This is a genomic window from Variovorax sp. (assembly GCF_035634955.1).
GTDB lineage: Bacteria > Pseudomonadota > Gammaproteobacteria > Burkholderiales > Burkholderiaceae_C > Variovorax.
Genome location: NZ_DASQBZ010000020.1, coordinates 273138 through 299602, shown reverse-complemented (window position 1 = coordinate 299602; position 26465 = coordinate 273138). Strand labels below are relative to the sequence as shown.

Below are 26465 nucleotides of genomic sequence, written 5' to 3'. Positions count from 1 at the left end.
ACCGTCCAGGTCCAGGTCCGCCTGCGGCGAGCACAGCTCCAGCTCGTATGCAGGCTCGCGCGACAGGCGCTCGCACGCCGTAAAGCTCAGGCCATGCTCGCGCGACCCCAGCAGCGATGCTTCAAGTTCGATCAGACGCATGCCGTCTCCTTGCTCACCGCGCGTCAACGGCGGCCGCGGATTCGTCCGATCCCGCTTCACTTGCCGCCGCACCTTCGATGGGAACTTCGATCTGCAACGATTCGGACGATTCTTCGGAATCGAACTCGACGGCGAGTCCGTCCTTGGCCGAGAGGCGGATCTTCCGCAGCGCCTGGCCTCGGCTGCGCGCGTCCAGCAAGCCCTTTGCAATCACTGGAACAGCCGTTTGCTGAAGCAGATCCCGTGCGGCGCGCCCCCGCGCGGGATGCTTCAGTGCTATGCGGGCCACCCACTCCCGCACGTCCGACGTAACGCCTAACTCAACGCCACCTTCAGCCAGGCGTCCCTTGAGTTCCGCAATGGCGCGATCGGCGATGCCTGCCATCGCGTTCGCGTCGAGTGGGCGAAACGCTGCAACCTGCATCCGAGCCAGGAGTGCCGGCGCCAGGCGGCGCGCCATCGCCTGGTGCGCGATTCCGCCCAGGCGCCTCGCGTCAACGTCACCCCCTTCCTGGAACGCCTCCTCGATCTCCGAGGTTCCGAGGTTGGTCGTCAGCAGGATCAGACAATTGCGGAAGCTGACCCGCCTGCCTTCGCCGTCTTCCATCCAGCCCTTGTCGAAGACCTGGTAGAAGACTTCGTGGACGTCGCGGTGCGCCTGATCGAATTCATCGAGCAGCACCACGCTATAAGGACGTCTGCGAACCGCTTCGGTCAGGCGCCCGCCTTTGCCATATCCGACATAGCCGGGCGGAGCGCCCTTGAGCGTCGAGACGCTGTGCGCCTCTTGAAACTCGTTCATGTTGAAATGGATCAGGTACTCCGAGCCACCGAACAGAAGGTCGGCAAGCGCGACGGCGGCCTCGGTCTTGCCGGTTCCCGTCGGCCCCGCCAGAGCGAACACGCCGAGCGGCCGTGCCGAGTCGTTCAGACCGGCGCGCGCTGCCTGCAGCGAGTCGACGATCTGTCTGAGGGCGCCCGCCTGGCCATGAATTCGGGCATTCAGGGTTGCTTCCAACGCAAGGATGCGGTCGGCATCAGAGGTAGCCAAATGCTCGCTCGGGACGCCAGTCCATTCCGAAAGGACTGAAGCAATGACCTGGGAGTCGACCCACGGCCGCACCCATAGCTGCGCATCCGAGGCATTGAGCATCTCGAGCACAGCCGTACCACTTTTCGACTTGGCGTCGATGCGACCGCTTTGAGCCATCTGCTCGAGCAACTCGCGCACCGTCTCACGCTGGCCTTCAAGCCGGTCGGTCATGCGGGCGAGCTCTTGGGCCAGTTGTCCCGAACGCTCGCCCAATGACTCGTCGGCTTCGACAGTCAGGCCGAGCCTGGCATCGCTGTCTCGCCAGGAAAGTGCCTGGTTGACCACCAGCAACTCCTGATCGACCTCGTCCAGCAGCGCCGGCCTCGAGCTCTGTGACATGGCAACCCTGGCACAAGCGGTGTCGAGCAGGCTGATCGCCTTGTCGGGCAACTGGCGACCCGGCAGGTGTCGACGAGACAGCTTCACGGCCGCCTGAAGCGCGCTGTCGGCGACATGCACCCCATGGTGCTGCGCAAAGCGTCCGGCGATCACGCGCAGCATCGCCAACGCAGTGTCGTCATCGGGCTCGTCGATCGTCACAGCCTGGAAGCGACGCGTCAGCGCTGCGTCGGACTCGATGTACTGCTTGTACTCGCTCCAGGTGGTCGCTGCCACCATCCGAAGTTGCCCCCGGGCCAGCATTGGCTTGATCAGGTTCGCAGCATCTCCTGTGCCCGCGGCTCCTCCCGCGCCCACCAGGGTATGCACCTCGTCGCAGAACAGAATGACGGGCTGCGCCGACGCCGCAATGGCGTCGAGGACGCTGCGCATGCGCTGCTCGAACTCACCCCGTGCGCTCGCTCCTGCCTGCATGCGGCTCAAGTCCAACGCCCAGACTTGCGCCCCAAGGAGTGCCGGTGGCACGGCCTCGTCATGAATGCGTTGCGCCAGCGCCTCGGCCACGGCAGTCTTGCCGACCCCTGCCTCGCCAACCAGAAGGGGATTGTTCTGCCGGCGGCGCAGCAGTATGTCGAGGACCTGCCGAAGCTCGGCATCGCGGCCGACCACGGGGTCGAGCTCGCCCCGCTGCGCTTGCGCCGACAGCGATACCGCCCATTGCTGCAGCCCGCCACCCGACGACGCATCTTCATTGGCCGGAGGGCTGCCATCAACCGACGGTGCGGTCTGTCCATCGACGGAAACGTCATGGCTCTCGGTCCATCCGCGGGCGTGCTCCTCGAACGCCTGAGCCAGTTCAGCCAGCGTCTTGCCTGCCAGTTCCGGCGCCATCCGTTCCAGCCATCGCCGGATGGCTTCGTCTTCCATGCCCGCGAGCAGCAGATGGCCCGACCGCACGTGGCTGCTTCGCGCTGAGAGCTGACTCCAGCCCAGCGCACTGGCCATCGCAGCCTCGACGGTTCCGGAGAGATCGTGAATTCCACCGCGCCCGCGCGGGAGCCGCTCCATCGACTGCTTGAGCCGCCGCTCGAACGCCAGAGCATCGATGTCGAGCAGATCGACCAACCGGCGCAGGTCGCTGCGTTCGCGCTGCCATATGCAATACATCCAGTGCTCGAGTTCGACGAACTGGCTCTGCCGCGCCTGACACAGGGCCGTGGCGTCGACCAGCGCGTCGTAGCAAGTGCGCCCCAAGCGTCCGAAACGTCTTTCCCTGTTCATGATGTAGCCTTTCCATGATGTGGTTCGTGAATCGTCAGACGCACCGTTTGCTCGACCGGACTAGCCCAACTGTCGATGCCAGCCTTCATGAGCCCCAATCGCCCGTTGATGCCGGGCCGAGTCCTGACATCCACGATGACGCGGGTGCTGACCTTTCGTCCGGTGTAGTCCTCGCTTATCGCGACCATCGAGCGCACCAGCTCGCCCCCCCGACGAAACCGGTGCAGTTCGGATGCATCGATGGGACCGACGACGAGATCGAGCGTTGACTGTGGAGCGAACACGCGCGAGCCGAGAATCCATCGCCGGGCGACTCGCTTGCCTCCGGCAACGGGCGAAACAGGAAGCCAGCCACCGGTCCTTGGCCGAACACCGACCTTCACGCCGAAGTAGCGGCTCATGGTCGCTGAAAGCTGCTGCGGCGGTCTATGCCGGGATGCGTAGCTGCCGACGAAGTGCGTCCTGCATATCTCCACGTGCGCGTCGGTGGACTGACGATTCCCCTCGACGCCCGCCAGCAGACTCAGCCTTCTGACGAAAGCATTTCCGTTCCTTGAATCATCGAAGCCGACGGCCGGTTGCAGGTGTGCCCACGCCCTGAAATCCAACCATGCAAGCTCTGCGCAGAGGAACCCCAGAAACTGCTCGAAGGCATTGCGAGCGCCGGCCTGAGCATGCTCCGTGACATGAATCGGCAAGGGCCCGTAAGGCGCGAACAATCCGAAGTGTCGTACGCCGACGCGCAAGACAGAGCGACGGGCATCGGCCTTCGTGTCAGCCCACTCGACGGACGCCACCTCCGACGGCGCAAAGTCCAGCCTCGCCGGTTGGTGCAGCCGCAGCCACGCGGGCGGGCGCCGACCCCACGGTCGCATCGCCGCCCCAAGCAGCGCCTGCGATTCCTCCCCCGCCCCGGGCATCAGAGAGACATCCCGCATCAACTGGAAGAAGCTTCCCCAGCCTTGTGACGTGATGTCAGAGCGATGCTGCCTCATACGAAGCTCCCATCCTCGAGCTGCAGGTTGCTATGGCGGCTGACAATGGTTCCGTCGATGCACAACTCGACCTCGATGCCCTCGTTGACGCTGACGCAATGCGAAATCGCCTGGGCCAGCACGCGCCCGAAAAGCCATCCGCCACGATCCGAGTGATGCGCGCTGTCGATGTCGATACGCGCGGACATGCCCTGGATCCACCCCACCGGCGCTGAGCTTGCGCAAGGCGTCAGGACGCTTCGTACATTGAAGGATTTCAGGCTCGCGACGCGGCGCTCGTCCACCGGGCTCGTGTCGTCGCTGGCGAGATTCACCCAGCGCTTGAGTTCATCCAATGGCTCGTGGCTGCGGCGCAGCGCCGCAGCCAATGGCGACTCGCCCAGATAGGCGACAGCCTGCCAGCAATGCGCTAGGTCCGGCATGGGGCGGGCCAGGCCAGGCACCCACAGGCATTCGATCCTCGAGGTACCCATGGGCTCGGCGAGCGATAGGTTGGCGCTCAGAAGCTCGTCCCGGTTCCAGCCTCGATCGGCCACCAGGCCGGTCATCTGGATGGAGCTGATGCGTTCGTCCCCCATGCGCAGCGTCGGCGCCGACACGACGAGCCTGTCCCGTCGCCCTACCGGGCCTTCGGCCGTCTTTCCGGTTACGTTGAAATCCTTGCGAACGAGACAGAAGTGCCCCGGCGGCGGGGGCATGTCCGCGCGAGCACTGCCGATGGCGGGCGCGAGCCGCAATCGCTTTCCGTTGACCGAGATCGCATCGACCTGTTGCAGCGCGAAAAGATCATGTGCAGCCGGCTTGACTCGATCCACGACAACCCAGTGGGCGCTCGCACCCGGGTCGTAGATCAATGGGTCCAGCCGACGCGAGTAAAGATTGACAACCGGCGTTGCGAACAGATGGATCATTGCCGCAGTGACGCGACCGAGCAGTTGCTGCGGCGTCTTCCTCAGGCCGACGATCAACTCGAACGTGCGCGCAAGCGGACAGCGGTTTGCCAGTTGCTCCAGGCCGTGCAGTTCCACACTGAGGAAGGCGCTAGGCTGGGCCAAATACTCTCGCATGACATGGACGCCGTGCAGGCCCCCGTCGCCTTCGGGAAGAATCCGGTCGCCAAGAGCCATTCGCAAAGCGCCGGCCGCCAACTCGACGACCTGGTGCGCACGGCCATCATTGGCCAGCAGCAGGACGTGCTCTGCATCCGCCAGCAGCGCCTCATGCAGGCCATGACACAGGGGCCCGTCGCCGCCGAAGGTCAGCGTCAGCGGCGGCGCTTCCTCGTCCTTGCGGTCCAGGGATCTCTTGATGTCGGACAAGGTTGCATTGCCCGCGACCTCGAAGCGCAGGCGAACCACTGCCTGCGTTTGCTGCAGACGCAGCGCTGCCGTGTTGGGAAGTCCCTGAGCGGAGCGCGCGCACTCGGCTGCCGCGATTCGCAATGGCAGCATGCAGACCGGCCGCGTCGTGCTGAACTTGATGGGTCCCGGCGCTCCAGGCATGACAGCCTGGACGACCGACCCCTTGGGAATGCAGCGGCCGCGCTGTGACTCGGGCGAGGTGAAGTCCGGATGGAACGCGAACGTCGTGATCGAAGGTGTGCTGCGGCAGAACCCTGGGGCGAGGTGCGCGAGCGCCTGGTGGGCGAATTCGGCGCATTCACGATCCATGCGCGCGTGCACGCGCGCACTCAGGAAAGCGAGCCCTTCGAGCAATCGCTCGACGAAGGGGTCCGTCACTGCATCCGGGTGAATGCCCAGGCGTGCCGCAACCTGCGGGTTCTCACGGGCGAACACCGCCCCTTCCTCGCGCAGGTAGCGCAGTTCTTCGTTGTAGTGGTCAAGCAAGGGGGTCATGCTCAGGTCTCGGCGACGGCATGGCCATGCGTGACGTCGATTCGAAATCGCATCTGGAATCCCAGGCCCGGCACGACGGTCATGGCGTCGACCTGAAAGAGGGGCCACTGCATGCCGGGTCGCGATGCATCGCTGGTTCGGTTGGACGTGCTGGCAGTGACGCTCACGCTCGACTTCAGAAGACGGGGCTCGAACCTCTCGATGACTTGATGAACTGCATCGACCAGGGCTCGAAGATCGATGTTTCCGGCACCAAAGGCGGCAAGCGGCGGTGCGCCGAAGTTGACGACAGAATGCACGGCTGGATCGCCCGAGCTGCCTGCCCACCGCCCTCCTCTGATGGACGCGTTGATGAGGCTGAGAATGTCGCGCGCGATGTCGGAGGTCAGGCTTCCTTGGTCAGCCGGGGCCGACAACTTCGCAAAGAGCTGCATCACGTCACCACTCCCTTGATCCGCATTCACCCAAGCCCAGGAACATGTTTCGGGGGCGATGGGCATGAATCGCTCGCAAGGCGCAGGTGGCGAAGTTCGCCACCCCGCCGAACCCGACATCAGACCGCTGCGTTGAGCTTCAGGTCGTAGCCAGCCTTGATGACGGCGCCCATCGAGCCGTCGTTCCTTTGCTCGCGGTACTCGACCTCGATGCGGGCGAAGTTGATCTTGATCTCGTCGACCGGCAGGACATAGGAGTCCACGTCGCCGTTGGTCGCAATCGAGACAGGAATGTTTCCGAGGGTGCGGAACGACGACACCAGGCAGTTGCTGAAGGTGACGATCATGAAGTCCTGCTGGCCCTTGCCGGACTTTCGGCAGATCAGCTTGGCCTGGGAGATGTGCTCGCCGGTTGCGCACATGAGAAAGAGCTTTGGCGATGCCTTGTTCGACATCATCCGGAACTCGAAGTCCTTCATCTCCACCTTGCCAGCGCCGCCGCCGCTGCCGAAGCCCCAGCGGCCGCTGTTTTCCTCGGCCCATTGCCAGGACTTCAGCTGGATCAGTCCGGGGTACTGCTGGTCAGGCGACTCGCCCTCCACGCCATCGATCTTCAAGAAATAGTCGGCAAGAGTCTTGTTGGTTTCCGTGACAGCCATAGTGGTTCCTCAAGTTAAAGTTCAATGGAATGAGACACACGGGAATTGCAGACAGGTGCGCACACGTCTTCGCCACCGTCAGCGACGAAGATCGCGCCTCCGCGCGGGCACCTACCTGGTCGACACTGCCTCGGTTTTTGCCGAGGGCAGCTTGGACACCAGACGCAGAGAGACGGTAAGTCCCTCGAGCTGATAGTGGGGGCGCAGGAAGAACTGCGCGCGGTAGTAGCCGGGGTTGTCCGGCATTTCATCGACGGTGACCTCGGCCGCAGAAAGCGGGCGACGCGACTTGGTGGCTTCGCTCGAGATGCTCGGGTCGCCGTCGACGTAGTTCATGATCCAGTCATTGAGCCAACGTTGCGTCTCGTCACGGGATTTGAACGATCCGATCTTGTCGCGCACGATGCACTTGAGGTAGTGCGCAAATCTGCAAGTCGCGAAGATATAGGGCAGACGCGAAGAGAGATTGGCGTTCGCGGTTGCGTCGTCATCCTCGTAGATGGCGGGCTTGTGCAAGGTCTTGGCCCCGATGAAGGCGGCCATGTCCGAGTTCTTGCGGTAGACCAGCGGCATCATTCCGGCTTCGGACAGTTCGTGTTCGCGTCGGTCGGAAATCGCGATCTCTGTGGGACAGAACAAGCCCACCTCGCCCTCATCCGACGGGAAGTAGTACTTGGGCAGGAGTTCCACCGCACCACCGGACTCGACGCCGCGAATCTTGGTGCACCAGCCATAGCTCTTGAATGCCCTGGTCACATTTGCCGCCATCGCGTACGCGGAATTGGCCCAGCAGAAGTCGTCGGTGCTTTGGGAGTTGATCTCCTCTTCGAAGGCGAACTCGTCGACCGGCGTCATGTTCGCGCCGTAGGGCAGGCGCGCCAGGAAGCGCGGCATCGTCAGGGAGATGTAGCGCGAGTCGTTGCTCTCGCGAAGGCGCCGCCAACCGGCATACTCGACAGCAGTGAAGATTTTCGAGATCTCGCGCGGATTCGACAACTCCGTCCAACTGTCCATCTGCATGAGCGTCGGCGCCGCCGCCGCGATGAACGGCGCATGGGCGGCCGCGGCGATTCGCGAGATGTCGGTGAGCAGCGAAACATCCTGATGTCCGTGCCCGAACTCGTAGTCGCCTACGAGGCAGCCGAATGGCTCGCCGCCGAACTGGCCGAATTCCTGCTCGTAGACTCGCTTGAACAGCGGGCTCTGGTCCCACACCAGCCCACTGTAGCGGCGCAGGTTTCGGTAGAGCTCGGACTTGCTCGCGTTCAGTACCTTGATCTTCAGATTGGCACTGCTGTCCGTGTTGAAGACCAGGTGATGCAAGCCGCGCCAGGCGCCCTCGAGCTTCTGGAACTTCTTGTCGTGCAGGACCTTCGATAGTTGCTTGGATATCTTGGCATCCAGTTCGGCGATCAATTGGTCGACCGTCTGGATGATGTCCGCATGGATGACGACCTTGTTTCGGCGCGCAAAGCCGAGAAGTGTCTCGACTGCCTGCTGGACGGCCCCGGCAGCCTCTTCGGTCCGTGGGCGAAAAGACTGGCGCAGCAGGCTTCGCAGCCCCTCCTCGCAGCCATCGGCCTTGTCGACGACCTGCGTGTCGCGCTGCGCGACCTTGGATTGCAATGCGGCGCTCATTGCTTGTCCTCCTTATCGTCGTGGTCGTGGTCGTGGTCGCGGCCGTCGGCCGAATCGTTCCCCGACCCATCGTCGGTTGCAACGCCGCCGACCTCGACCTCGGGTTCGGTGCCGCGCAGCAACTCCGCCACCACTTCCTCTGCAGAAGACTTGCCGTCCATGTACATGATCAGCTCCTTGAGGCGCTCACGCGCGTCCAGCAGACTTGCCAGTTCGGGGATGCGCTTGACGAGGCGGGCGGGCTCGAAGTCCTCCATGGATCGGAAGTCGAGGTCCGCACTGAGCACGGTGCCGTCCGAAGTCAGCGTGTTTTCCACCTGGAGGCTCAACGTCGGACGGATCTGCTCCATCCGCTCGTCGAAGTTGTCGGTATCGAAGCCCGAGAACTTGCGGTCGTCGATGGGCGCGCGCGCATCGCCGTTGTCGCCCGAAAGGTCAGCCATGACGCCAACCACGAATGGCAGCTCGACCTTCTTTTGCGATCCGTAGACCTCAACGTCGTATTCGATCTGAACCCTTGGGGCGCGACTTTCCCCAATGAATTTTTGCGCATCGTATTGTCGGGCCACAATTATTCCTTTCAGAAATCGGCTGTGTTGTTACAGATGGTCGGTTGGACTCTTGATGCGAGTAATCAAGGCTGGCGCCTCCGCATAAAGTTCTTTCATGATTTCTTCAAATGACGCGTCCACCATTCGCCGCAGGCGAGCGATAAAAAGGGGCGCCGGATGCGCGGGCTCGGTATTGATGTAGTACTCATGCAAATGATCGAGCATTTGCTTTATTTCTTTCCGATCCTGGGGCCGGCCAGCCGGAAGACCGACCCGCTCCTTTTCGGCAGAATTCGTGGTTGCCGCCAGTTCGGTGGTTTCAGGCGCGGATTTCCCCCGAAGTGCCAGGACACGAATCAGATCCGACATCAATTCGGTGGCAACGACCGGATCCCTGTCCCAGACCGCGCCGGCATCTACGATGGATGCGCGTATTTCCGCCAGGATTTCGCGCGATTCGCGCAGCATGTCGGTCGCGTCGCTGCGCTGGGTGAGCGTCAGGGCTTCGCCTACGGCAACCGAGCGCAGCAGGTCGCCCAACCGAACGGACGCGGCGGGGTGGACGAGCGTCGAGCGCAGCAGGCCGAGAAAGTCCTCGCCGCCCAACCACCCGAGCGGAAGTGCATGCGCCTGCCTCGGCGTCTCGCCTTCATCCGCCTCCGGGAGGACACGCTCGGGCGCCATCCGGCTCAACACCTGGAGTTCGCCCAGGCCGCTGCGCAAGCCGGCAAGTCCGTGCTGGATGACCTGGGCGCGCAAAAGCCATATGCCGACGCGCATGTCGGCGATCTTTTCGAGGATGGCTTTCGACCCGGCTTCGACGGTGGACCAGCGGAAGGCCTCTTCGCCTTTTTTCAGCGGACCATCGCCTTCAGCGTCGTGGCGAGAAATAAGCTGATCGAGTTCTGCGAATTTTTCCAGAGCCGCTGGGTCGATCCAGGGTTTGCTGGGAATTGCGTGTGCAGATTGTTGCGGAGACAGCATTAAGCGCTTCTCCGCATTGGCCGCGTTCGCGTCAGCGTAATTCGCGCTGACCGGGCAACATCCACGACGAACCCGCAAGCACATTGGCGTGCACGGATTGGCAATAGATCAACCACTTGCATGCGGACCAGTTTGCCGCAGCCGGTGCGCCCTCTCTGCCATCAAATGAGTTCAAGACGACAAACGAGAGACCTTGCAATTATTCAAGAATGGCGCAAAACGTCCTTTTGCAACCTTCCGGGAAATTGCTCTCCAATAGCAAATATGAAGTGCCAAGCCGGGCGCGACGCCCCTGGCGCGCACGGCGAGAAATCAGTACGGCGCGGCTAGGCCGTCTTGCGCCGCGCCAGCATCCGCGACGCACGCGGCAGCAACAGCACGGCCAGGACGACCACCAGCAGCGCCAGCGACATCGGACGTTGAAGGAAGACGATGGGGCTTCCCTCGCCGATGGCGATGGCATTTCGCAACTGGGCTTCTGCCAGCGGGCCCAGGATCATGCCGACGACGACTGGCGCCGTCGGAAAATCGAAGCGCCGCATCACCACGCCCAGCACGCCGATCGCATAGAGCAGGTACAGGTCGAATGCGCTCTGGCGCATGCCGTATGCGCCTACGGTGGCGAAGATGAGGATGCCGGCAAACAACTGCGGCTTGGGAATCTTGAGCAGCTTCACCCACAGGCCGACCATCGGCAGGTTCAGCACCAGCAGCATGACGTTGCCGATGTACAGGGAAGCGATCAGCGCCCACACCAGCGCGGCCGAGGTCGTGAACAGTTGCGGACCGGGCTGGATGCCGTAGTTCTGGAAGGCGCCGAGCAGGATGGCCGTCGTGTTGGACGTGGGAATGCCCAGGGTCAGCAGCGGGATCAGGGCCGCGGTCACCGTTGCGTTGTTGGCCGCCTCGGGCCCGGCCACGCCCTCGATCGCGCCCGCCGTGCCGAACTCGGCCTTGTCGGCAGGGTCCTTCGTGAGACGCTTCTCCGCCGCGTAGCTCAGGAAGGTGGGGATCTCGGTGCCGCCGGCAGGAATGCAGCCGAAAGGCACGCCGATCGCCGTGCCCCTCAGCCAGGCCGGCACCGACCGGCGCCAGTCGCGCCGCGTCATGTGCACGCGGCTCAACTCATTGCGCGTCTCGCTCACGCGGCCTTCGTAGAGCGCCGCATAGAGCACTTCGGCGACGGCGAACAGGCCAACCGCCACCAGCACGATCTCGATGCCATCGAGCAGTTCGGGAATGCCGCCGGTATAGCGGCCCTGGCCCGAGATCTGGTCGAGCCCCACGCAGCCCAGCGCAAGACCGGCGAACAGCGACGCCATGCCGCGCAGCGTGCTCTTGCCCAGCACTGCGCTGACCGTCGTAAAGGCCAGCAGCATCAGCAGGAAATACTCGGGCGGACCCAGGCGCACGGCGAAGTCGGCCACGTAGGGGGCAAACAGCGTGACGATGACCGTGGCGATGGTGCCGGCGACGAACGACCCCACGGCCGCGGTCGCCAGCGCAGCACCGGCACGTCCGCTCTTGGCCATCTTGTTGCCTTCCATGGCCGTGACCATCGAGGCCGTCTCGCCCGGCGTGTTGAGCAGGATCGAGGTGGTCGATCCGCCGTACATGGCGCCGTAGTAGATGCCCGAGAAGAAGATCATCGAGGCGGTGATGTCGACCTTGCCTGTGATCGGCAGCAGCATCGCCACCGCAACTGCCGGACCGATGCCCGGCAGCACCCCCACCGCGGTGCCCAATGCGCACCCCACCAGGCACCACAGCAGGTTCACCGGCGTGATGGCGGCGGCGAAGCCGCTGAGCAGCGCAGCGAAGATATCCATGTCGTTGTCTCCCCGGGCGCGGCTTCAGAGCCAGCCGGTATTGGTCAGCCCGGGCAGGTTGATGGCCAGGAACTGGGTGAACATCCAGAACACCGGCGCCGAGATCAGCGCCCCGGTGAGAATGTCGATGCCCCAGGTGCGCGGCTGGCTGACGCCGGACTGGCCCGCCGCCCGCCGCAGCCCCTGCACCGCGAGCACGTAGCACAGCGTGCAACCCAGGATGAAGCCGATCGTGGTGATCAGCGCCGCGTTGACGAGCAGGCCGGCCGACACCCACACGAACGCGGCCCAGTGGCCGTGCGCCGCGCCAGGCGCCTCGTCCAGTTGGCGAAATCCGCCGGTGCGCACTTCCCAGAGCATCCAAGCGCCGCACAGCATCAGCACGACCGAGACCAGCCAGGGCATGAAGTTCGGCCCGACGCCGCCGTAGCCAGCCTGCGACGAGATGCCGATGGCGCCGAACGCCAGCCCGGCCCCGACCAGCAGGACGCCGGCACCCACCAGCGCCTGCGGCCACAGCACAGGCGGCGTCGACGGCGCACCGGCGTGCGCCTGAATCTGTTCGTCGGCCATCGATCGTCTAGACCATGCCCGACTTGACCATGGTCGCGCGCAGGTTCGCGAACTCGTCGTCGACGAACTTGGCGAAGGCCTCGCCGGACAGCACGGCCGGCGTCCAGTCGTTCTTCTTCAGCGCCTCGCTCCAGGCCGGGGTCTTGAGGGCCGCCAGCACCTTGTCGGTCAGCGCCTTGCGCTGCTCGGCGGTGATTCCGGGCGCGCCATAGACGCCGCGCCAGTTGCCGATCTCGACGTTGATGCCCTGCTCCTTGAGCGTCGGCACGTTGCTGCCTTCCAGGCGCGTGCCGGAGGTCACGGCGATCGCCCGCATCTTGCCCGCCTTGATGTACTCGGCAAACTCGCTGTATCCGCTGCCGCCCACCGTCACGTTGCCGCCCAGGATGGCCGCGGTCGCCTCGCCGCCCCCGCGGAACGCGACGTAGTTGATCTTGGCGGGATCCACACCCACCTCGCGCGCGATCATGGCGGCCGCGATGTGCTCGGTCGAGCCGCGCGAGCCGCCGCCCCACTTGACGCTGCCGGGGTCCTTCTTGAGCTGCGCCACCACGTCCGCCATGGTCTTGAGCGGGGAATTTGCCGGCAGCACGAACACGTTGTATTCGCTGGTGATGCGGGCCAGCGGCGTGGCCTGGTGCAGGTCGACAGGCGGCTTGCCCGTGATGATGCCGCCCAGCATCACGGCGCCCATTACCAGCAGTGCATCGGGATCACCCTTGGAGCCGCTGACGAACTGCGCCAACCCGAGCGCGCCGGCAGCCCCGCCCTTGTTGTCGTAGGTCACCGTGTTGACCTTCTTCGTCTCGAGCAGCGCCTTGCCCAGCGCCCGGCCGGTCGAATCCCAGCCGCCGCCGGGGTTGGCCGGGATCATCATCTTCACGTTGCCGTCCGCGGCGCGGGCCGACAGGGGCAGGGCTCCCGCGGCAGCCAGGGCCGCAAGGCTCTTGAGGAAGGTATCGCGACGCATCAGATGTCTCCTTGTGTTTGGTGCCGCCAAAGGTAGCGTAATTTCACCTGCGCCGGCGATGATGACCGCCCAGCCTGTCAGTTGGCTGTCCGGCGGCCTGGGGAAAACACTGAATCGGCCCATCCGAAATCGCGTTGCGCAAGCCCCATCCTTGGCACCCATGAAACTGCTTCTGGTCGAGGACGATCCCACCATGCAGGCGACCCTGCAGCGCACCCTCGGCAGGCGCCAGATCGACGTTCGCGTCTGTGGCGACGGGGCCGAGGCACTGGCCGCCTGGCAGGCGATCGACCCCGACGTCGTCGCGCTCGATCTCAATCTGCCGCATCTGGACGGGCTGCAGGTCCTGAGCCAGGCGCGCGCGGCCGGCCTGAAGACCCCCGTGCTCGTGCTCACCGCACGCGGAACCGTGGGCGATCGCGTGCTCGGTCTGAACGCCGGGGCCGACGACTACCTGCCCAAGCCGTTCGACCTGGACGAACTGGAAGCGCGCGTACGCGCGCTGCGCCGCCGCCATCGCCAGGGCGAGACCGAAGGCGCCTTCGGAGCGGCCGACGTCGGGGGGCTGCATGCAGGCCCGGACAACGGCGCCATCTATTGCAGGGGCCAGGTCATGGACCTGACACCGCGCGAGACCGCCCTGCTGCGCGCACTGATGGTCCGCCCCGGCCATGCGGTGCCGAAGGAGCGGCTGTTCGAACTCGTTTTCCCCGGCGAGAGCGACGTCCAGTTCGAGGCGGTGGAAGTGGTCGTCTACCGGCTGCGCAAGAAGCTGGCCGGCACCGGCGCCAGCCTCATGACGCTGCGCGGGCTGGGCTACCTGCTGCGCGAGGAACCCGTGAATCGCGCCGTCGAATGACCCGCGCACGCTCCCTGCGGCGAACGCTCCTGATCGGCATCCTGGCACCGATCGCGATCTTCATCGTCATCAACAGCGTGAGCCTGTACCGGCAAAGCAGCGTCGCCGCGCGCACCGCCTACGACCGCACCTTGCTCGCCTCGGCCAAGACCATCGGCGAGCAGCTGGACGTCACCGGCTACGGCGAGGAGGCCACCCTTCACTCCACCGTCCCCTACTCCGCGCTCGAGGCCTTCGAAGCCGACACGCAAAGCCGCATGGTCTACCGCGTCTCCACACTCGACGGCAAGCTCGTGACCGGCTACGACGAACTGGCGCCGTGGAAGGGCCGCATTCCGCAGCGGCCGCCCTATGCCGCGCTGGTCGACTTCTACGACGGGCAGTTCCGCGGCCGTCCGGTGCGCATCGCCGTCCTGCTGCAGCCCGTGGCCAGTGCTCAAGGCCTGGCCATGGCGGTGGTGCAGGTGGCCGAGACCCTCGAGCTGCGCGAGGCCCTGGCGCGCCAGCTGCTGGTCGACATGCTGTGGCGGCAGCTCCTGCTGCTGGCGGTGGTCGCCGGCGTGACCGTCCTGGTGGTGCAGCGGGCCACGCGGCCGGTGCGTGCGCTGGGCCAGGCGATCCAGGCGCGCGCCGACGACGACCTGTCGCCCATCGACGCCCCCGACGCCCCACGCGAGCTGCGCCCGCTGGTCGAGGCCACCACCGCCGTCATGGCGCGTCTTCAGCACCTGCTGGACCACCAGAAGCGCTTCGTACGCGACAGCGCGCATCAGCTGCGCACGCCGCTGGCGGTGCTCAAGGCGCAGGTCCAGTCGGCACAGCGCGGCGACGTGCCGGCCAGCCAGGCGCTGGAGGAGATCCGCATCACCACCGAGCGCGCCACCCAACTGGCCAACCAGATGCTCTCGCTGGCCAAGGTAGAGCAACTGCGCCAGCAGCCCGAATCGCAGACGCTGGACTTCGCGCCGGTGCTGCGCAGCATCGTGCTCGATCTCTCGCCCCTGATGGCCGATCGCGGGCTCGACGTGGGGGTCGAGACGGAATCGGCGCCGATCCATGCGCACCAGTGGATGCTCGCCGAGCTTTCGCGCAACCTGGTCCACAACGCCATCAAGCACAGCCCGCCGGGCGGCCGGCTCGAGATCGCACTGAGATGCCGAGGGGAGGAGGCCACATTGACCATCGGCGACGACGGCCCCGGGATTGCGGACGAGCTCCGGCGCCGCCTGTTCGTGCCATTTGCCGCCGGCGACGTGGCCAAGGGATCCGGGCTGGGGCTGGCCATCTGCCGCGAGATCGTGCTGGCGCTCGGCGGCAGCCTGTCCCTGGAAAACCGGGCCGGCGGCGGCCTCGATGCCATCGTGCGCCTGCCATTGCGGCGAACCGATCGACAATAGCGCCATGGAGAGATTGCGCATCGACAAATGGCTGTGGGCGGCGCGCTTCTACAAGACCCGCTCGCTGGCCGCCGACGAGATCGGCAAGAACCGAGTCCAGATCAACGGCGAAGTGGCCAAGGCCTCGCGCGAGGTCAAGGTGGGCGACGAAGTCACCTTCCGCCAGGGCGTTGCCACCCGCACCGTCGCCGTGCGTGGGCTCAGCGGCATGCGCGGGCCGGCGCCGGTGGCGCAGCAGCTCTACGAGGAAACCCCCGAAAGCCTCGCCGCGCAGGCGGCGGCGCGCGAGCAGCGACGGCTGGCCAGCGAACCGGCGCTGGCCATCGAGCAGGGCCGGCCCACCAAACGCCAGCGCCGCGACCTGGACAAGGCCCGGGGCACCGGCTGGGGCCCGCGCTGGAGCGCCAGCATCGACGACGAACCGCCCGACGGCACCACGAACTGAACCCACCCAACCGAAAGGCCAGCCCACCCATGCCCAGCTTCAAGCCCTATCGCGTCCCGTCGAGCGGCAAGTTCAAGCTCTCGAAGATCGACCCGGGGGAGACGCCCTTCGCCCAGCACAACGAGCACAAGCAGCACGAACAACTGGACGATCTGGCGCAGGAACTGGACAAGCTGCAGAACATGCTGCACGCCGAATCGCGGCGCAAGGTATTGTTGGTGCTGCAGGGCATGGACACCAGCGGCAAGGACGGGACCATCCGCTGGGTCTTCTCGCGCACCTCGCCGCTGGGCGTACGGGTCACTGCGTTCAAGGCACCTGGCGAGATCGAGCTCGCGCACGACTACCTGTGGCGCTGCCACGCGATGGTGCCGGCGGCCGGCCAACTCATGGTGTGGAACCGGAGCCACTACGAGGACGTGCTGGTCCCGGTGGTCGAAAAGTGGATCGACAGGAAGCAGGCCGACCTGCGCTACCGGCAGATCAACGACTTCGAACGCCTGCTCACCGAGACGGGCACCACCATCGTCAAGTGCATGCTGCACATCAGCCGCGACGAGCAGCGCGAGCGCCTGCAGGAGCGCATCGACGAGCCCGACAAGAACTGGAAGTTCTCCCGAGGCGACCTGGACGTGCGAAAGAAATGGGACGCCTACCAGCGCGCCTACGAGCGCGCGCTGGCCGGCACGTCCACCGACTGGGCGCCCTGGCACGTCATCCCGGCCGACAGCAAGACGCACCGCAACCTCATGATTGCGCGCCTGCTGATCAAGACGCTCAAGGACATGAAGCTGCGCTTTCCGCCGGCCGATCCGGCGCTCAAGGGAATAGTGGTCGAGTAAGGCCCGCCATCCGGCCGGCCTTGCCGTAACAACCTGTGAGCGGCCCTTCCCGCCGATTGCGGTGATCATCCGATGAGATTTCGGCGCTTGCGGCGCGAAGACGGGCACAGCCGTTGCTTGCATCTTCACAACGCAGCGCCCTCTTAGAGGATTCGTTATGAAGCGCCTGGAGCTACTGGACTACGGCAGGTTCTGCGCAGCCGCCATGGTTGTGCTCTTCCACTACTCCTTCAACGGCATCGCGAACGGCAAGGTCGCCTCCATCAGCCATATTCCGGGGCTGATTCAGTTCAGCAAGTACGGCTTCCTGGGCGTGGAGTTGTTCTTCCTGATCAGCGGCTACGTGATCTTCCATTCGGCCCGCAACCGCACTGCCGCGCAATTCGCCTCGTCGCGGGCCGTCCGCCTGTATCCGTCCTACTGGTTCGCCGTGCTCTTCACAGCCTTCTTTGCATGGCTTTGGGGCAACGCCTCGATGGCGGTGACGCCGGCGCAGGTTCTGGCGAACCTGAGCATGTTCCAGTCCTACATCAGGGTTCCCCACGTCGACGGCGTGTACTGGACGCTGGTCCTCGAAATGCAGTTCTACATCGGCGTGCTGTTCTTCCTGCTGATCGGCTGGCAGGGCAGGCTCGAATCCATATTCACGCTCTGGCCCTTCCTGATGGCCGCGGCATGGCTGGCCGGCGTGACGCGCGCGCCGTTGATCGGAGGCTATTTCAGCTATTTCGCGGCAGGCGGCCTGTTCGCGATCCTCAAGGAAAGGCCCAACTGGAAGGCCGGCCTGGCGTTGGCACTGGCCTTCTGCCTGGGGGTGAACTATTCCATCAGCGTGGCAGCCGACAAGGTCGTTGAAACCGGCACAGCCTTTTCGCCCTACGTGGTGGCGGCCGTCGTCGCGGCGTTCTTCCTCTTCTTCTTCGCCCTCGGCTGCGAACGGGTGCAGAAGCTGCACCTGCCGGGGTCGAGAACCCTCGGTGCCTTGACCTATCCGGTCTACCTCATCCATGCGCATTTCGGCTATATCGTCCTCAACCGATTCGCCACCAGTGCGAACAAGGCATGGGTGTACTTTCTGACCGTGGCGAGCGTACTGCTCGTTGCCTACGGCATGCATCGTGTCGTCGAGGTCCGATTCGCTGCCTTCTGGAAGAGGCTCTCCAACCTCACGGTCCACCGCGCGGTCTCCGAAGTTCAGAGGGCCTTCGACGCGGTGCTGGGGCGAGCCGCAGTTCCCTAGCTGGCGCTTCGCCGGTAGAACGCCAGCGACCCCGCCAGGGCCAGCCAGGCAGCTCCGCAAGAGCGGTCCAGCCAAAGCACGGCTCGCCGATGAAGCAGCTTGACCGCGCGCGCCCCGACCACCGCGTAGCCGAGCATCACGGCGAAGTCCAGCCCGGCGAACACCAGGCTGATCACGACGTACTGAGGCCACTGCGGCGCCGCTGCGTCGATGAATTGCGGCAGCAATGCCGAACAGAAAAGGTATCCCTTCGGGTTGGTGACCGCGACCAGGAACGACTTGGCGAAGACACGTCCTGCCGCGCCATCGCTGCTGTGCGTCCTCGCTTGCGAAAGGTCCAGCGTGCCGGTCGAGCGCAGCAGCCTGATGCCGATCCATGCCAGATAAGCGGCGCCAACCCATTTCACGACGGAGAACCAGAACTCCGATGCGGCGAGCAAGGCGCCCAGGCCCAGCGCGACAGCGCCGACCAGCACGAGGTCCGACAGGACCGCGCCGAACATGCCGGGCAGCGACCGGCGCACGCCGTAGCGCGACCCATTGGCCAGTGCCAGCAATACCGTCGGGCCAGGTGTTGCGATCGCCACCAGGGCGACAAGGGCGAACACGGTGAGCGTAGTGAAGTTCATGGCGATGGATGGGCGTCGGGGCCGTCGGCCGCACCATAGCCGAACCCTGGCTCGCATGCACGCCGCATGGCTCTCATGGCCAAAAGATCCGCCTCAATCCGACCCGGTTTAAAAAACCGAAACAAAGGCACTCAAATGTGAACTTTGTACGCCCGCTTTTCCAGGTGTTTCTATAACCTTCGTACTCATCGAAGCCCAAGACCGCCCGGAGACGCCATCATGTTCCCTCGCCGCATCGCCCTGACCGTCGAACAACCTCGCGCCGGCAGCTACTTCTGGGTGCTGCACGAAGACGTGCTCGGCAGCGGCCGCTACGAGAAGATGAGCAACGCCGCCCAACCGCGCGAGTCCTACGTCCAGGCGCTGACCGACGGCTACGGCATGCTCCAGCGCATCAGCGGCCGCGAGGATGGCCTGCAGCGCCTGCGCGATTCCGACATGCTCCAGGCAGCCTGAGCTGAGGGCCGCCTTCCCCGCCCTGTAGCTTCTCGGCGTCTGCGCCGACGCCCGCCGGCCACGGCGTGGCGCTATAACGGCCCGTTGACCCGATCCGACGGAGCCGATCTTGACCTCCCCTCGATACGAACTGCATTACTGGCCCTCCATCCAGGGTCGCGGCGAATTCGTGCGCCTGGCGCTGGAAGCGGCCGGCGCGGACTACGTGGACGTGGCGCGCCAGGGCGCCGCGGCCAGCGGCGGCGAAGCCGCGCTCGCGCGCCGGCTCGACGACCCGCGCCAGCCCCGGGCTTCCTTCGCTCCGCCATTCCTGGTGCACGGCGACCTGATCGTCGGCCAGACGGCCGCCATCCTGCTCTACCTCGGGCCGCGCCTGGGCCTCGCCGGCAAGAGCGAGGCGGACGCACTGTGGACGCATCAGCTCCAGCTGACGGTGGCCGACGCGGTGGCCGAGGCGCATGACACGCACCACCCGTTGTCGGTCTCGCAGTACTACGACGACCAGAAGAGCGCCGCGCTCGAGCGCGCCCGAGCCTTCCGCGACGAGCGCATTCCCAAGTTCCTGAACTGGTTCGAGCGCGTGCTGCGGCTCAATCCTCAAGGCGATGCGCACCTGGTCGGCGACGCGCTGAGCTATGCCGACCTGTCGCTCTTCCAGCTCGTCGACGGCCTGCGCTATGCCTTTCCCAAGGCCGCCTCGCGCGCGCTGGTCGACACGCCCGCGGTCAAGAAGCTGCATGACAACGTGGCACGCCGACAGCGCGTGCGCGCCTATCTCGACAGCCCGCGGCGTATCGCCTTCAACGAGGACGGCATCTTCCGCCGCTACGCCGAGCTGGACGGCTGAACTGGCGCAGGCGGCTGCGTCGACGTCGTCACGCCCATCAGCGTCTCGATCGCCTCGCGCATGTCCGGTGGCACGTCGATCGCCTGATGCGTGTCGAGCGAGGTGGTGACCAGCACCTGGCGCATCTGCATGCGCAGCTCGCCGTCGTCGGCGCTGGTGCATTGGGTGGCCAGCCGGATCGACCTGCCGCCCAGCCGCGCCACCTGCAGCGACAGCAGCACCCGGTCGCCCATGCGGCTGACGGCGCGAAAGTCGGCCTCCAGCCGCACGGTGGGCAGACCGACGCGCCGCTCCAGCACCATCCGGCGAAAGCCCACGCCCAGGCCCTCTTCCACCCAGTCTTCGACCAGGCCGTTGAACATGACGAAGTACTGCGGATAGAAGACGATGCCGGCCGGGTCGCAGTCGGAAAAGCGGATCATCCGCTCGCGCTGGAACACGCCGGTGCCGACCGCGTTCACATCACCTCCCCGCCCGAGACCGAGATCGACTGCCCGTTGATGGACGACGCGGCCTCGCCGCACAGCCAGTGCACCGCGTCGGCCACCTCGGCCGGCGCGATGGCGCGCTGCTGCGGGTTGCCGGCGACGAACTCGGCCAGTGCCGCCTCGGCACTGCGGCCGGTCTTGGCGACCACGTTGGCAACGCTCGCGCGCAGGATGTCGGTGTCGGTATAGCCAGGGCACACCGCGTTGACGGTGACGCCCTTCCTGGCCACCTCGAGCGCCAGCGACCGCGTCAGGCCCACCACGCCGTGCTTGGCCGCCACGTAGGCGCTGACGTAGGCATAGCCCTTCTGCCCCGCCGTGCTGGCTACGTTGACGATGCGACCCCAGCCGGCGCCGAGCATGTCGGGCAGCGCCTCCTGGGTGCACAGGAAGGTGCCGGTCAGGTTGACCGCCAGCATGCGCTGCCACAGGTCCAGGCTGGTCTTGTGGAACGGCGCGCTTTCGGCCTGGCCGGCGTTGTTCACCAGGATGGCGAGGGGGCCGTTGGCGGCGCGCGCGGCGTCGAAGGCGGCCGCCACCGATCCGGCGTCGGCCACGTCCGCCGTCACGACCGCATGGCCTTGGCCAGGCAGGCCGTCGGCCACCGCCTGCAGCGCCTCGCGCCCGCGGCCCAGCAACGTGACGCGCGCGCCGTCGGCCGCCAGGGTGCGGGCGATCTCGGCGCCGATGCCCCGGGCCGCGCCGGTCACCAGCGCATGCCGGCCCTGCAGCCGTGCTCGATCATTCATGTGCGTCTTCCTTGCGGCTGCCGGTCCCAGCAGCCGGGTGTGATGCCGCGCTCGCGCAGCTTGAACTTCTGTACCTTGCCATTCTCGGTGCGCGGCAGGTCGCCGACGATGTCGATGTAGCGCGGGATGGCAAAGTACGGCAGGCGCGCTTCGCACCACGCCGCCAACTCTCGCGCCAGGTCGTGCGGCGCCGGCGCCGCCGCGCCGGGCTGGACGATCACGGCGGCCATCACTTCGTCCTCTGCCAACTCGGACTGCACCGGGTACACCGCCACCGTGGCCACCGCCGCGTGCGACAGCAGCACCTGCTCGACCTCGAACGACGAGATGTTCTCGCCGCGCCGTCGGATGGCGTCCTTCATGCGGTCGATGAACCGGTAGGCCCCGTCCGCGTCGCGCACCACGTGGTCGCCGGTGTGGAACCAGAGGTTGCGCCAGGCTTCCACCGTCTTGTCCGGCATGCCGAAATAGCCGGTGGCGAAGGCAAAGGGCTCTTGCGCGCGCAGCAGCAGTTCGCCGGCCTGGCCGTCAAGCAGCGGGTTGTCCTCGGCGTCGGCCACGCGCGCCTCGAAGCCCGGCTGCAGCCATCCCATCACACCGGTGCGCGGTGCATCGGGCCGCGAGGCGATGACGAAATTGGCCTCGGTCGACCCGTAGCCCTCCAGCAATTGCACGCCGGTGCGTGCGCGGAACTCGGCCCCGGCCGCCGCCGGCACGCCCGGGCCCAGCCCGAGGCGCACGCTGTGCGCCCGCTCGCCCTCGCCGGGCGGCTGCGCCAGCAGAATCGGCACCATCGCCCCGAGCAGGTAGACCACCGTGGCGCGCGCGGCCTGCATCGCCGGCCAGAAGCCCGATGCCGAGAAGCGCGGCAGCACCACCATCGCAGCCCCGCTGAGCGCGGCCTGCGCGTAGGTGTTCAGGGCGTTGATGTGGAACAGCGGCAGTGTGGTGGCCAGCACGTCGTCGCTGCGCACGCCGAGGATGCGCATCGAGTGCACGCCCCACCAGTAGTACTGCGCATGCGGACACAGTACGCCCTTGGACGGCCCGGTCGTGCCCGACGTATACAGAATGGCGAGCGTGTCGCCCGGCGCCATCTCGGCGGGCGGCGCCGCGTCGTCGCCGGCCTCCGGCCACGGCGCGCACGGCAAGCCCGCGGCCGGCAGCGACGCCGCCTCGCCGACCACCCAGATGGCCTTGAGCGCGCATCGCGACAGGTCCGCCGTCTGCAGGCGCCCGGCAAAGGCCGCCTCGATCACCAGGAGGCTGGCGCCGCTGTTGGCCAAGTAGTACTCGATCTGCGGTCCCATCGCTGCGGTATTGACCGGCACCGCCACCGCCCCCATCCAGCCGCAGGCCAGAAAGGTCTCGAGGCACTCGATCCGGTTGCCGCACATGAGCGCGACGCGGTCCCCGCGGCGCACGCCGGCGCGCTGCAGGGCGGCGGCGCGGCGCGCCACCACGCCGCGCACTTCTTCGTGGGTCCAGCGCACGGGGCTGACGCTGAGCGCGGCACGATCGCCGAAGGCCTGCGCCTGGTACGCCAGCATGGCCGGCAGCGTGCGCTGCGCCGGCGGCAGGGGCCCGGCTTCGGCGTTCATTCGTCGGCGGCGCCACCCAGGTAGGTGGCCTGCACCCGCGGGTCGTGCGCGAGCTGGGCGGAATCGCCGTGCAGCGCGATCTCGCCGGTCTCCAGAACGTAGCCCTCGTCCGAGCTTTCCAGCGCCGCCCGGGCGTTCTGCTCGACCAGCAGGATCGACACGCCGTCATCGCGCAGCTTGCGCACGATGGTGAGGATGTCGCGCACGATCAGCGGCGCCAGGCCCAGGCTCGGCTCGTCGAGCATCAGCAGGCGCGGCTGCGACATGAGCGCGCGGCCCACAGCCAGCATCTGCCGCTCGCCGCCGGACAGCGTGTTGGCACGCTGGGACCGGCGCTCGGCCAGCCGCCCGAAGCGCTGGTAGACGAAGTCCAGCTGCTTCTTCAGCGCGTCGCCGCGCAAGCGCCGGCTGTAGGCGCCGAGCATGAGGTTGTCCAGCACCGTCAATTCGCCGAACAGCTCGCGCTTTTCCGGGACCAGGCACAAGCCGCGCTCGACACGCGACTCCACGTCCAGCCCGTGCAGGTCCTGCCCTTCGAAACGCAGCACGCCCTTGGACGGCAGCAGCCCCATCGCGGCCGCCAGCAGCGTCGTCTTGCCGGCGCCATTGGGCCCAATCACCGAGATGATCTGTCCCTTGGCCAGCGACAGCGACACGCCGCGCACGGCGTCCACCTGCCCGTAGGAGACATGCAGGTCGCCGATCTCGAGCATCGCCTCGCTCATGCCACGCTCCCCAGGTACGCCGCCTGGACGCGCTCGTCGGCGCGCACCGCCGCGGGCACGCCCTCGACCAGCTTGGAGCCGAAGTTCATCACCACCAGGCGATCCACCAGTTTCATCACGAAGTCCATGTCGTGTTCCACGATCAGGATGGTCACGCCCTCGCCCCGCAGCTTGCGCAGCAGGTCGCCCAGCGCTTCCTTTTCCTTGCGGCGCAACCCCGCGGCCGGCTCGTCGAGCACCAGCAGAACCGGGTCGGCCGCCAGCGCGCGGGCAATCTCCAGGATGCGCTGCGTCCCCAGCGGCAGGCTTCCGGCCAGCTCGTGGGCGCGCTCGCCCAGGCCGATCCGGTCGAGCTGGCGCCGGGCTTCCTGCAGTATCTGCTGCTCCTCCTCGCGGTCCAGGCGCAGGCCCGCGCGCAGCACGCCGGCGCGGGTGCGCGCATGCGCGCCCAGGGCCACGTTGTCCAGCAGGCTCATGTGCGGCCGCAGCTTCACGTGCTGGAAGGTGCGCGCCAGGCCCAGGCGCGCCACGTCGCGCTGCGACATGCGCGTGATGTCCCGCCCCAGGAAGGTGACCTTGCCCGAGGTCATCGGCAGGGTGCAGGTCAGCAGGTTGAACATGGTCGACTTGCCAGCGCCGTTGGGGCCGATCAGGCCGATGATCTCGCCGGCGTTGACGCCGAAGCTCACCTCGTTGACCGCCACCAACCCGCCGAATCGCTTGACGGCACCCTCGACCGCCAGGATCGGCGTGCCGCGTGCCGGCAGTTCCCGGTGCGCCAGCGGCGCCACTTCGCCGCGCAGCCGCTCGTCCGACTGCGGTGCCTTGAAGCGCCCGCGCGTGAGCTTGCGCACGAAGCCCATCAGCCCGCCGCGCGCGAAGTGCAGCAGCGCGATGAACAGCGCCGCGAACGCGATCGCCTCGAGTTGGCCTGCACGTTCGGTGATGAGCGGCAGCACGTCCTGCAGCCCGTTCTTCATCAGCAGCACCAGCGCCGCGCCGACCAGCGCGCCGGCCAGGTTGCCCAGGCCGCCGGCCACGGCCATCAGCAGGTACTCGATGCTCGCGCGCAGGTCGAACGGCGCCGGGCTGACGAAGCGGTTGGTGTGCGCATACAGCCAGCCCGCCAGCCCCGCGAACAGCGCCGCCAGCACGAACAGCGACAGCCGCACGCGGTAGGCGTCCGCGCCCACGCTGGCCAGCAGCACCGCCCCGCCGCGCAACCCGCGGATGGCGCGCCCCGGCCGTGAGGCCAGCAGGTTGTAGCTGAACAGGAACGCCAGGCCGACGATCAGCCAGATCAGGTAGTAGATCGCCTGCGCGTCCACCAGCGACCAGGGACCGAGCCGGATCGGCGGAATGTTCGACAGGCCGGTGTGGCGGCCCAGCGCATCCATGTTGCCGAACAGCATCGCGATCGACAGGCCCCAGGCGATGGTCGACAGCGGCAGGAAGTGGCCTCCCAGGCGCAGCGTCAGCATGCCGATGGCCAGCGCCGACACCCCCGTCAGCAGCAGCGCGAACGGCAGGCCGAGCCAGGGCGAGAGCCCCTGCGCCGTCGTCAGCCAGGCGCTGGCGTAGGCGGCAATGCCCACGAATGCCGCCTGGCCGAAGGACGTGGCCCCGCCCACGCCGGTCAGCAGCACCAGGCCCAGCGCCACCAGCGCGCCGATGCCGATGTCGTTCATCAGCGAAACGGCGAAATTGCCCAGCACCAGCGGCGCCAGCGCGATCGCCGCCACCAGCAGCGCCACGACCAGGCGAAAGCGCAAGACATGGCTCATTGATCCAGCTCCTCTTCGTCTTCATCCGCATGCGTCGTCATGTACGAGCGCAGCAGCAGCACGGGTATCAGGAGCGAGAACACGATGGCGTCCTTCATGGCTCCGCTCCAGAACGAGGCGAAGCTCTCCACCACCCCCACGGCGATGGCGCCGACGGCCGTCAGCGGATAGCTGACCAGCCCGCCGATGATGGCCGCCACGAAGGCCTTCAGGCCGATGATGAAGCCCGAGTCGTAGTACATGGTGGTGACCGGCGCGATGAGTACGCCGATCAGGCCGGCCAGCAGGGAGGCGCAGCCGTAGGCCAGCATCGCGGTGCGCGCCGGGCGGATGCCGACCAGGCGCGCGCCCACGCGGTTGACGGCGGTGGCGCGCAGCGCCTTGCCGGCGACCGTGCGCTCGAACACCAGAAAGAACAACGCCGACAGGACGATCGCCGAAGCCACCATCAGCACCACCTGGCCGCTCACCGAGAAGGCGTCGCCCAGCTGCAGCGAGCCGCCTGCCAGCGCGCTGGTGCGCGAGCCTTCCGGCCCGAAGAACAGCAGGCCCAGGCCGGACAGCAGGAAGTGCAAGGCCAGCGACACGATCAGCAGCACCAGCACCGAGGCGTCCGCGATCGGCTGGAACACCACCCGCGCCAGCAGCGGCGCGATCGGCACCACCAGCAGCACGCTGGCGGCGATCTGCACCGCCTGCGGCGCCGCGAACTGCGCCGTGGCCCAGGCCAGCGCGCAGGGCACCGCCGGCAGCAGGCCCCACAGGGCGATGGCCTTGGGAATGCGCGCCGCCTCTCCGCGCCGCACCAGCGAGCCGACCTCGGTCAGTGTGGCCAGCAGCGCCAGTGTCAGCACCATGCCGATGGTCGCCGGCGTGCGGCCCGTCTCGAAAGCCGCCAGCGACAGCGCGGCGAAGGCCGCCACGTCGCCGAACGGCACGAACACCACTCTCGTGACCGAGAAGATGAGCACCAGGCCGAGCCCGGCGAGCAGATAGACGGCGCCATTCGCCAGGCCATCGATGCCCAGGATGAGCGCCACGTCCCACGTCATGTGAAAGA

At 66.6% G+C, this 26465-nt stretch carries 25 protein-coding genes; 7 read left to right on the top strand and 18 right to left on the bottom strand.

Annotated elements, in window-relative coordinates:
- Positions 1-154: 154 nt before the first annotated feature.
- The 11 genes from tssH to VES41_RS10705 form a co-directional block, all read right to left on the bottom strand.
- Positions 155-2854 carry a type VI secretion system ATPase TssH gene (tssH, locus tag VES41_RS10755; protein ID WP_324816464.1) on the bottom strand — a complete coding sequence of 900 codons (2700 nt, stop codon included), beginning with the start codon at positions 2852-2854 and terminating at the stop codon, positions 155-157.
- Positions 2851-3849, bottom strand: a complete 999-nt coding sequence (locus tag VES41_RS10750; protein ID WP_324816463.1) for a type VI secretion system baseplate subunit TssG — start codon at positions 3847-3849, stop codon at positions 2851-2853. Before VES41_RS10750 ends, tssH begins: the two co-directional genes overlap by 4 nt.
- Positions 3846-5705: a type VI secretion system baseplate subunit TssF gene (gene tssF / locus VES41_RS10745; protein WP_324816462.1), complete on the bottom strand. Its 1860-nt coding sequence runs from the start codon at positions 5703-5705 to the stop codon at positions 3846-3848. The genes VES41_RS10750 and tssF overlap by 4 nt, the downstream gene beginning before the upstream one ends.
- 2 nt (positions 5706-5707) lie before the next feature.
- On the bottom strand, positions 5708-6139 hold the full coding sequence (locus tag VES41_RS10740) for a GPW/gp25 family protein (protein WP_324816486.1): 432 nt from the start codon (positions 6137-6139) through the stop codon (positions 5708-5710).
- A gap of 119 nt (positions 6140-6258) precedes the next feature.
- The gene (locus tag VES41_RS10735; protein ID WP_324816460.1) at positions 6259-6798 is read right to left on the bottom strand and encodes an Hcp family type VI secretion system effector; all 540 of its coding nucleotides are present in this window, start codon (positions 6796-6798) and stop codon (positions 6259-6261) included.
- Positions 6799-6909: 111 nt separating this feature from the next.
- Positions 6910-8436 carry a type VI secretion system contractile sheath large subunit gene (tssC, locus tag VES41_RS10730; RefSeq protein WP_324816458.1) on the bottom strand — a complete coding sequence of 509 codons (1527 nt, stop codon included), beginning with the start codon at positions 8434-8436 and terminating at the stop codon, positions 6910-6912.
- Complete coding sequence (gene tssB / locus VES41_RS10725; protein ID WP_324816456.1) at positions 8433-9005, bottom strand: type VI secretion system contractile sheath small subunit; 573 nt, start codon at positions 9003-9005, stop codon at positions 8433-8435. Before tssB ends, tssC begins: the two co-directional genes overlap by 4 nt.
- 30 nt (positions 9006-9035) lie before the next feature.
- Entirely contained in the window at positions 9036-9971 is a 936-nt protein-coding gene (locus tag VES41_RS10720) for a type VI secretion system ImpA family N-terminal domain-containing protein (RefSeq protein ID WP_324816454.1), read from the bottom strand.
- 326 nt (positions 9972-10297) lie between these two features.
- Complete coding sequence (locus tag VES41_RS10715; RefSeq protein WP_324816453.1) at positions 10298-11800, bottom strand: tripartite tricarboxylate transporter permease; 1503 nt, start codon at positions 11798-11800, stop codon at positions 10298-10300.
- Between the two features lie 24 nt (positions 11801-11824).
- A complete protein-coding gene (locus VES41_RS10710; RefSeq protein WP_324816451.1) occupies positions 11825-12373 on the bottom strand; it encodes a tripartite tricarboxylate transporter TctB family protein in 549 nt (182 codons plus the stop codon).
- A 7-nt stretch (positions 12374-12380) separates the two neighbouring features.
- Positions 12381-13343, bottom strand: a complete 963-nt coding sequence (locus tag VES41_RS10705) for a Bug family tripartite tricarboxylate transporter substrate binding protein (protein ID WP_324816449.1) — start codon at positions 13341-13343, stop codon at positions 12381-12383.
- Between the two features lie 160 nt (positions 13344-13503).
- Here VES41_RS10705 and VES41_RS10700 point away from each other — a divergent pair, with 160 nt between their 5' ends.
- From VES41_RS10700 to VES41_RS10680, 5 genes are all read left to right on the top strand, one after another.
- Entirely contained in the window at positions 13504-14202 is a 699-nt protein-coding gene (locus VES41_RS10700; RefSeq protein WP_324816448.1) for a response regulator transcription factor, read from the top strand.
- Positions 14199-15599: a sensor histidine kinase gene (locus VES41_RS10695; RefSeq protein WP_324816446.1), complete on the top strand. Its 1401-nt coding sequence runs from the start codon at positions 14199-14201 to the stop codon at positions 15597-15599. Before VES41_RS10700 ends, VES41_RS10695 begins: the two co-directional genes overlap by 4 nt.
- A gap of 4 nt (positions 15600-15603) precedes the next feature.
- Positions 15604-16044 carry an RNA-binding S4 domain-containing protein gene (locus VES41_RS10690; RefSeq protein ID WP_324816445.1) on the top strand — a complete coding sequence of 147 codons (441 nt, stop codon included), beginning with the start codon at positions 15604-15606 and terminating at the stop codon, positions 16042-16044.
- Between the two features lie 29 nt (positions 16045-16073).
- A complete protein-coding gene (locus VES41_RS10685; RefSeq protein WP_324816443.1) occupies positions 16074-16886 on the top strand; it encodes a polyphosphate kinase 2 family protein in 813 nt (270 codons plus the stop codon).
- A gap of 157 nt (positions 16887-17043) precedes the next feature.
- The gene (locus VES41_RS10680) at positions 17044-18126 is read left to right on the top strand and encodes an acyltransferase (protein WP_324816441.1); all 1083 of its coding nucleotides are present in this window, start codon (positions 17044-17046) and stop codon (positions 18124-18126) included.
- On the opposite strand, the gene VES41_RS10675 is transcribed toward VES41_RS10680, so the two are convergent.
- On the bottom strand, positions 18123-18755 hold the full coding sequence (locus VES41_RS10675) for a LysE family translocator (RefSeq protein WP_324816440.1): 633 nt from the start codon (positions 18753-18755) through the stop codon (positions 18123-18125). The genes VES41_RS10680 and VES41_RS10675 overlap by 4 nt on opposite strands.
- 219 nt (positions 18756-18974) lie before the next feature.
- Between VES41_RS10675 and VES41_RS10670 the strand changes: the two genes are divergently transcribed.
- Positions 18975-19211, top strand: coding sequence for a hypothetical protein (locus tag VES41_RS10670; RefSeq protein ID WP_324816439.1), 237 nt, complete (start codon positions 18975-18977; stop codon positions 19209-19211).
- Between the two features lie 109 nt (positions 19212-19320).
- Positions 19321-20058 carry a glutathione S-transferase gene (locus VES41_RS10665; RefSeq protein ID WP_324816438.1) on the top strand — a complete coding sequence of 246 codons (738 nt, stop codon included), beginning with the start codon at positions 19321-19323 and terminating at the stop codon, positions 20056-20058.
- Here VES41_RS10665 and VES41_RS10660 read toward each other — a convergent pair.
- The 6 genes from VES41_RS10660 to VES41_RS10635 are packed head-to-tail and all read right to left on the bottom strand — an operon-like array spanning position 20037 to position 26457.
- A complete protein-coding gene (locus VES41_RS10660; RefSeq protein ID WP_324816484.1) occupies positions 20037-20480 on the bottom strand; it encodes a thioesterase family protein in 444 nt (147 codons plus the stop codon). The genes VES41_RS10665 and VES41_RS10660 overlap by 22 nt on opposite strands.
- Positions 20481-20515: 35 nt before the next feature.
- Entirely contained in the window at positions 20516-21295 is a 780-nt protein-coding gene (locus VES41_RS10655) for an SDR family NAD(P)-dependent oxidoreductase (protein ID WP_324816436.1), read from the bottom strand.
- Positions 21292-22896, bottom strand: a complete 1605-nt coding sequence (locus tag VES41_RS10650; protein WP_324816434.1) for an ATP-dependent acyl-CoA ligase — start codon at positions 22894-22896, stop codon at positions 21292-21294. Before VES41_RS10650 ends, VES41_RS10655 begins: the two co-directional genes overlap by 4 nt.
- Positions 22893-23621 (bottom strand): ABC transporter ATP-binding protein, encoded by a 729-nt coding sequence (locus VES41_RS10645; RefSeq protein ID WP_324816432.1) that lies wholly within the window; start codon positions 23619-23621, stop codon positions 22893-22895. Before VES41_RS10645 ends, VES41_RS10650 begins: the two co-directional genes overlap by 4 nt.
- Positions 23618-25405 carry a branched-chain amino acid ABC transporter ATP-binding protein/permease gene (locus VES41_RS10640; protein ID WP_324816430.1) on the bottom strand — a complete coding sequence of 596 codons (1788 nt, stop codon included), beginning with the start codon at positions 25403-25405 and terminating at the stop codon, positions 23618-23620. The genes VES41_RS10645 and VES41_RS10640 overlap by 4 nt, the downstream gene beginning before the upstream one ends.
- Complete coding sequence (locus VES41_RS10635) at positions 25402-26457, bottom strand: branched-chain amino acid ABC transporter permease (protein ID WP_324816429.1); 1056 nt, start codon at positions 26455-26457, stop codon at positions 25402-25404. The genes VES41_RS10640 and VES41_RS10635 overlap by 4 nt, the downstream gene beginning before the upstream one ends.
- Positions 26458-26465 lie beyond the last annotated feature (8 nt).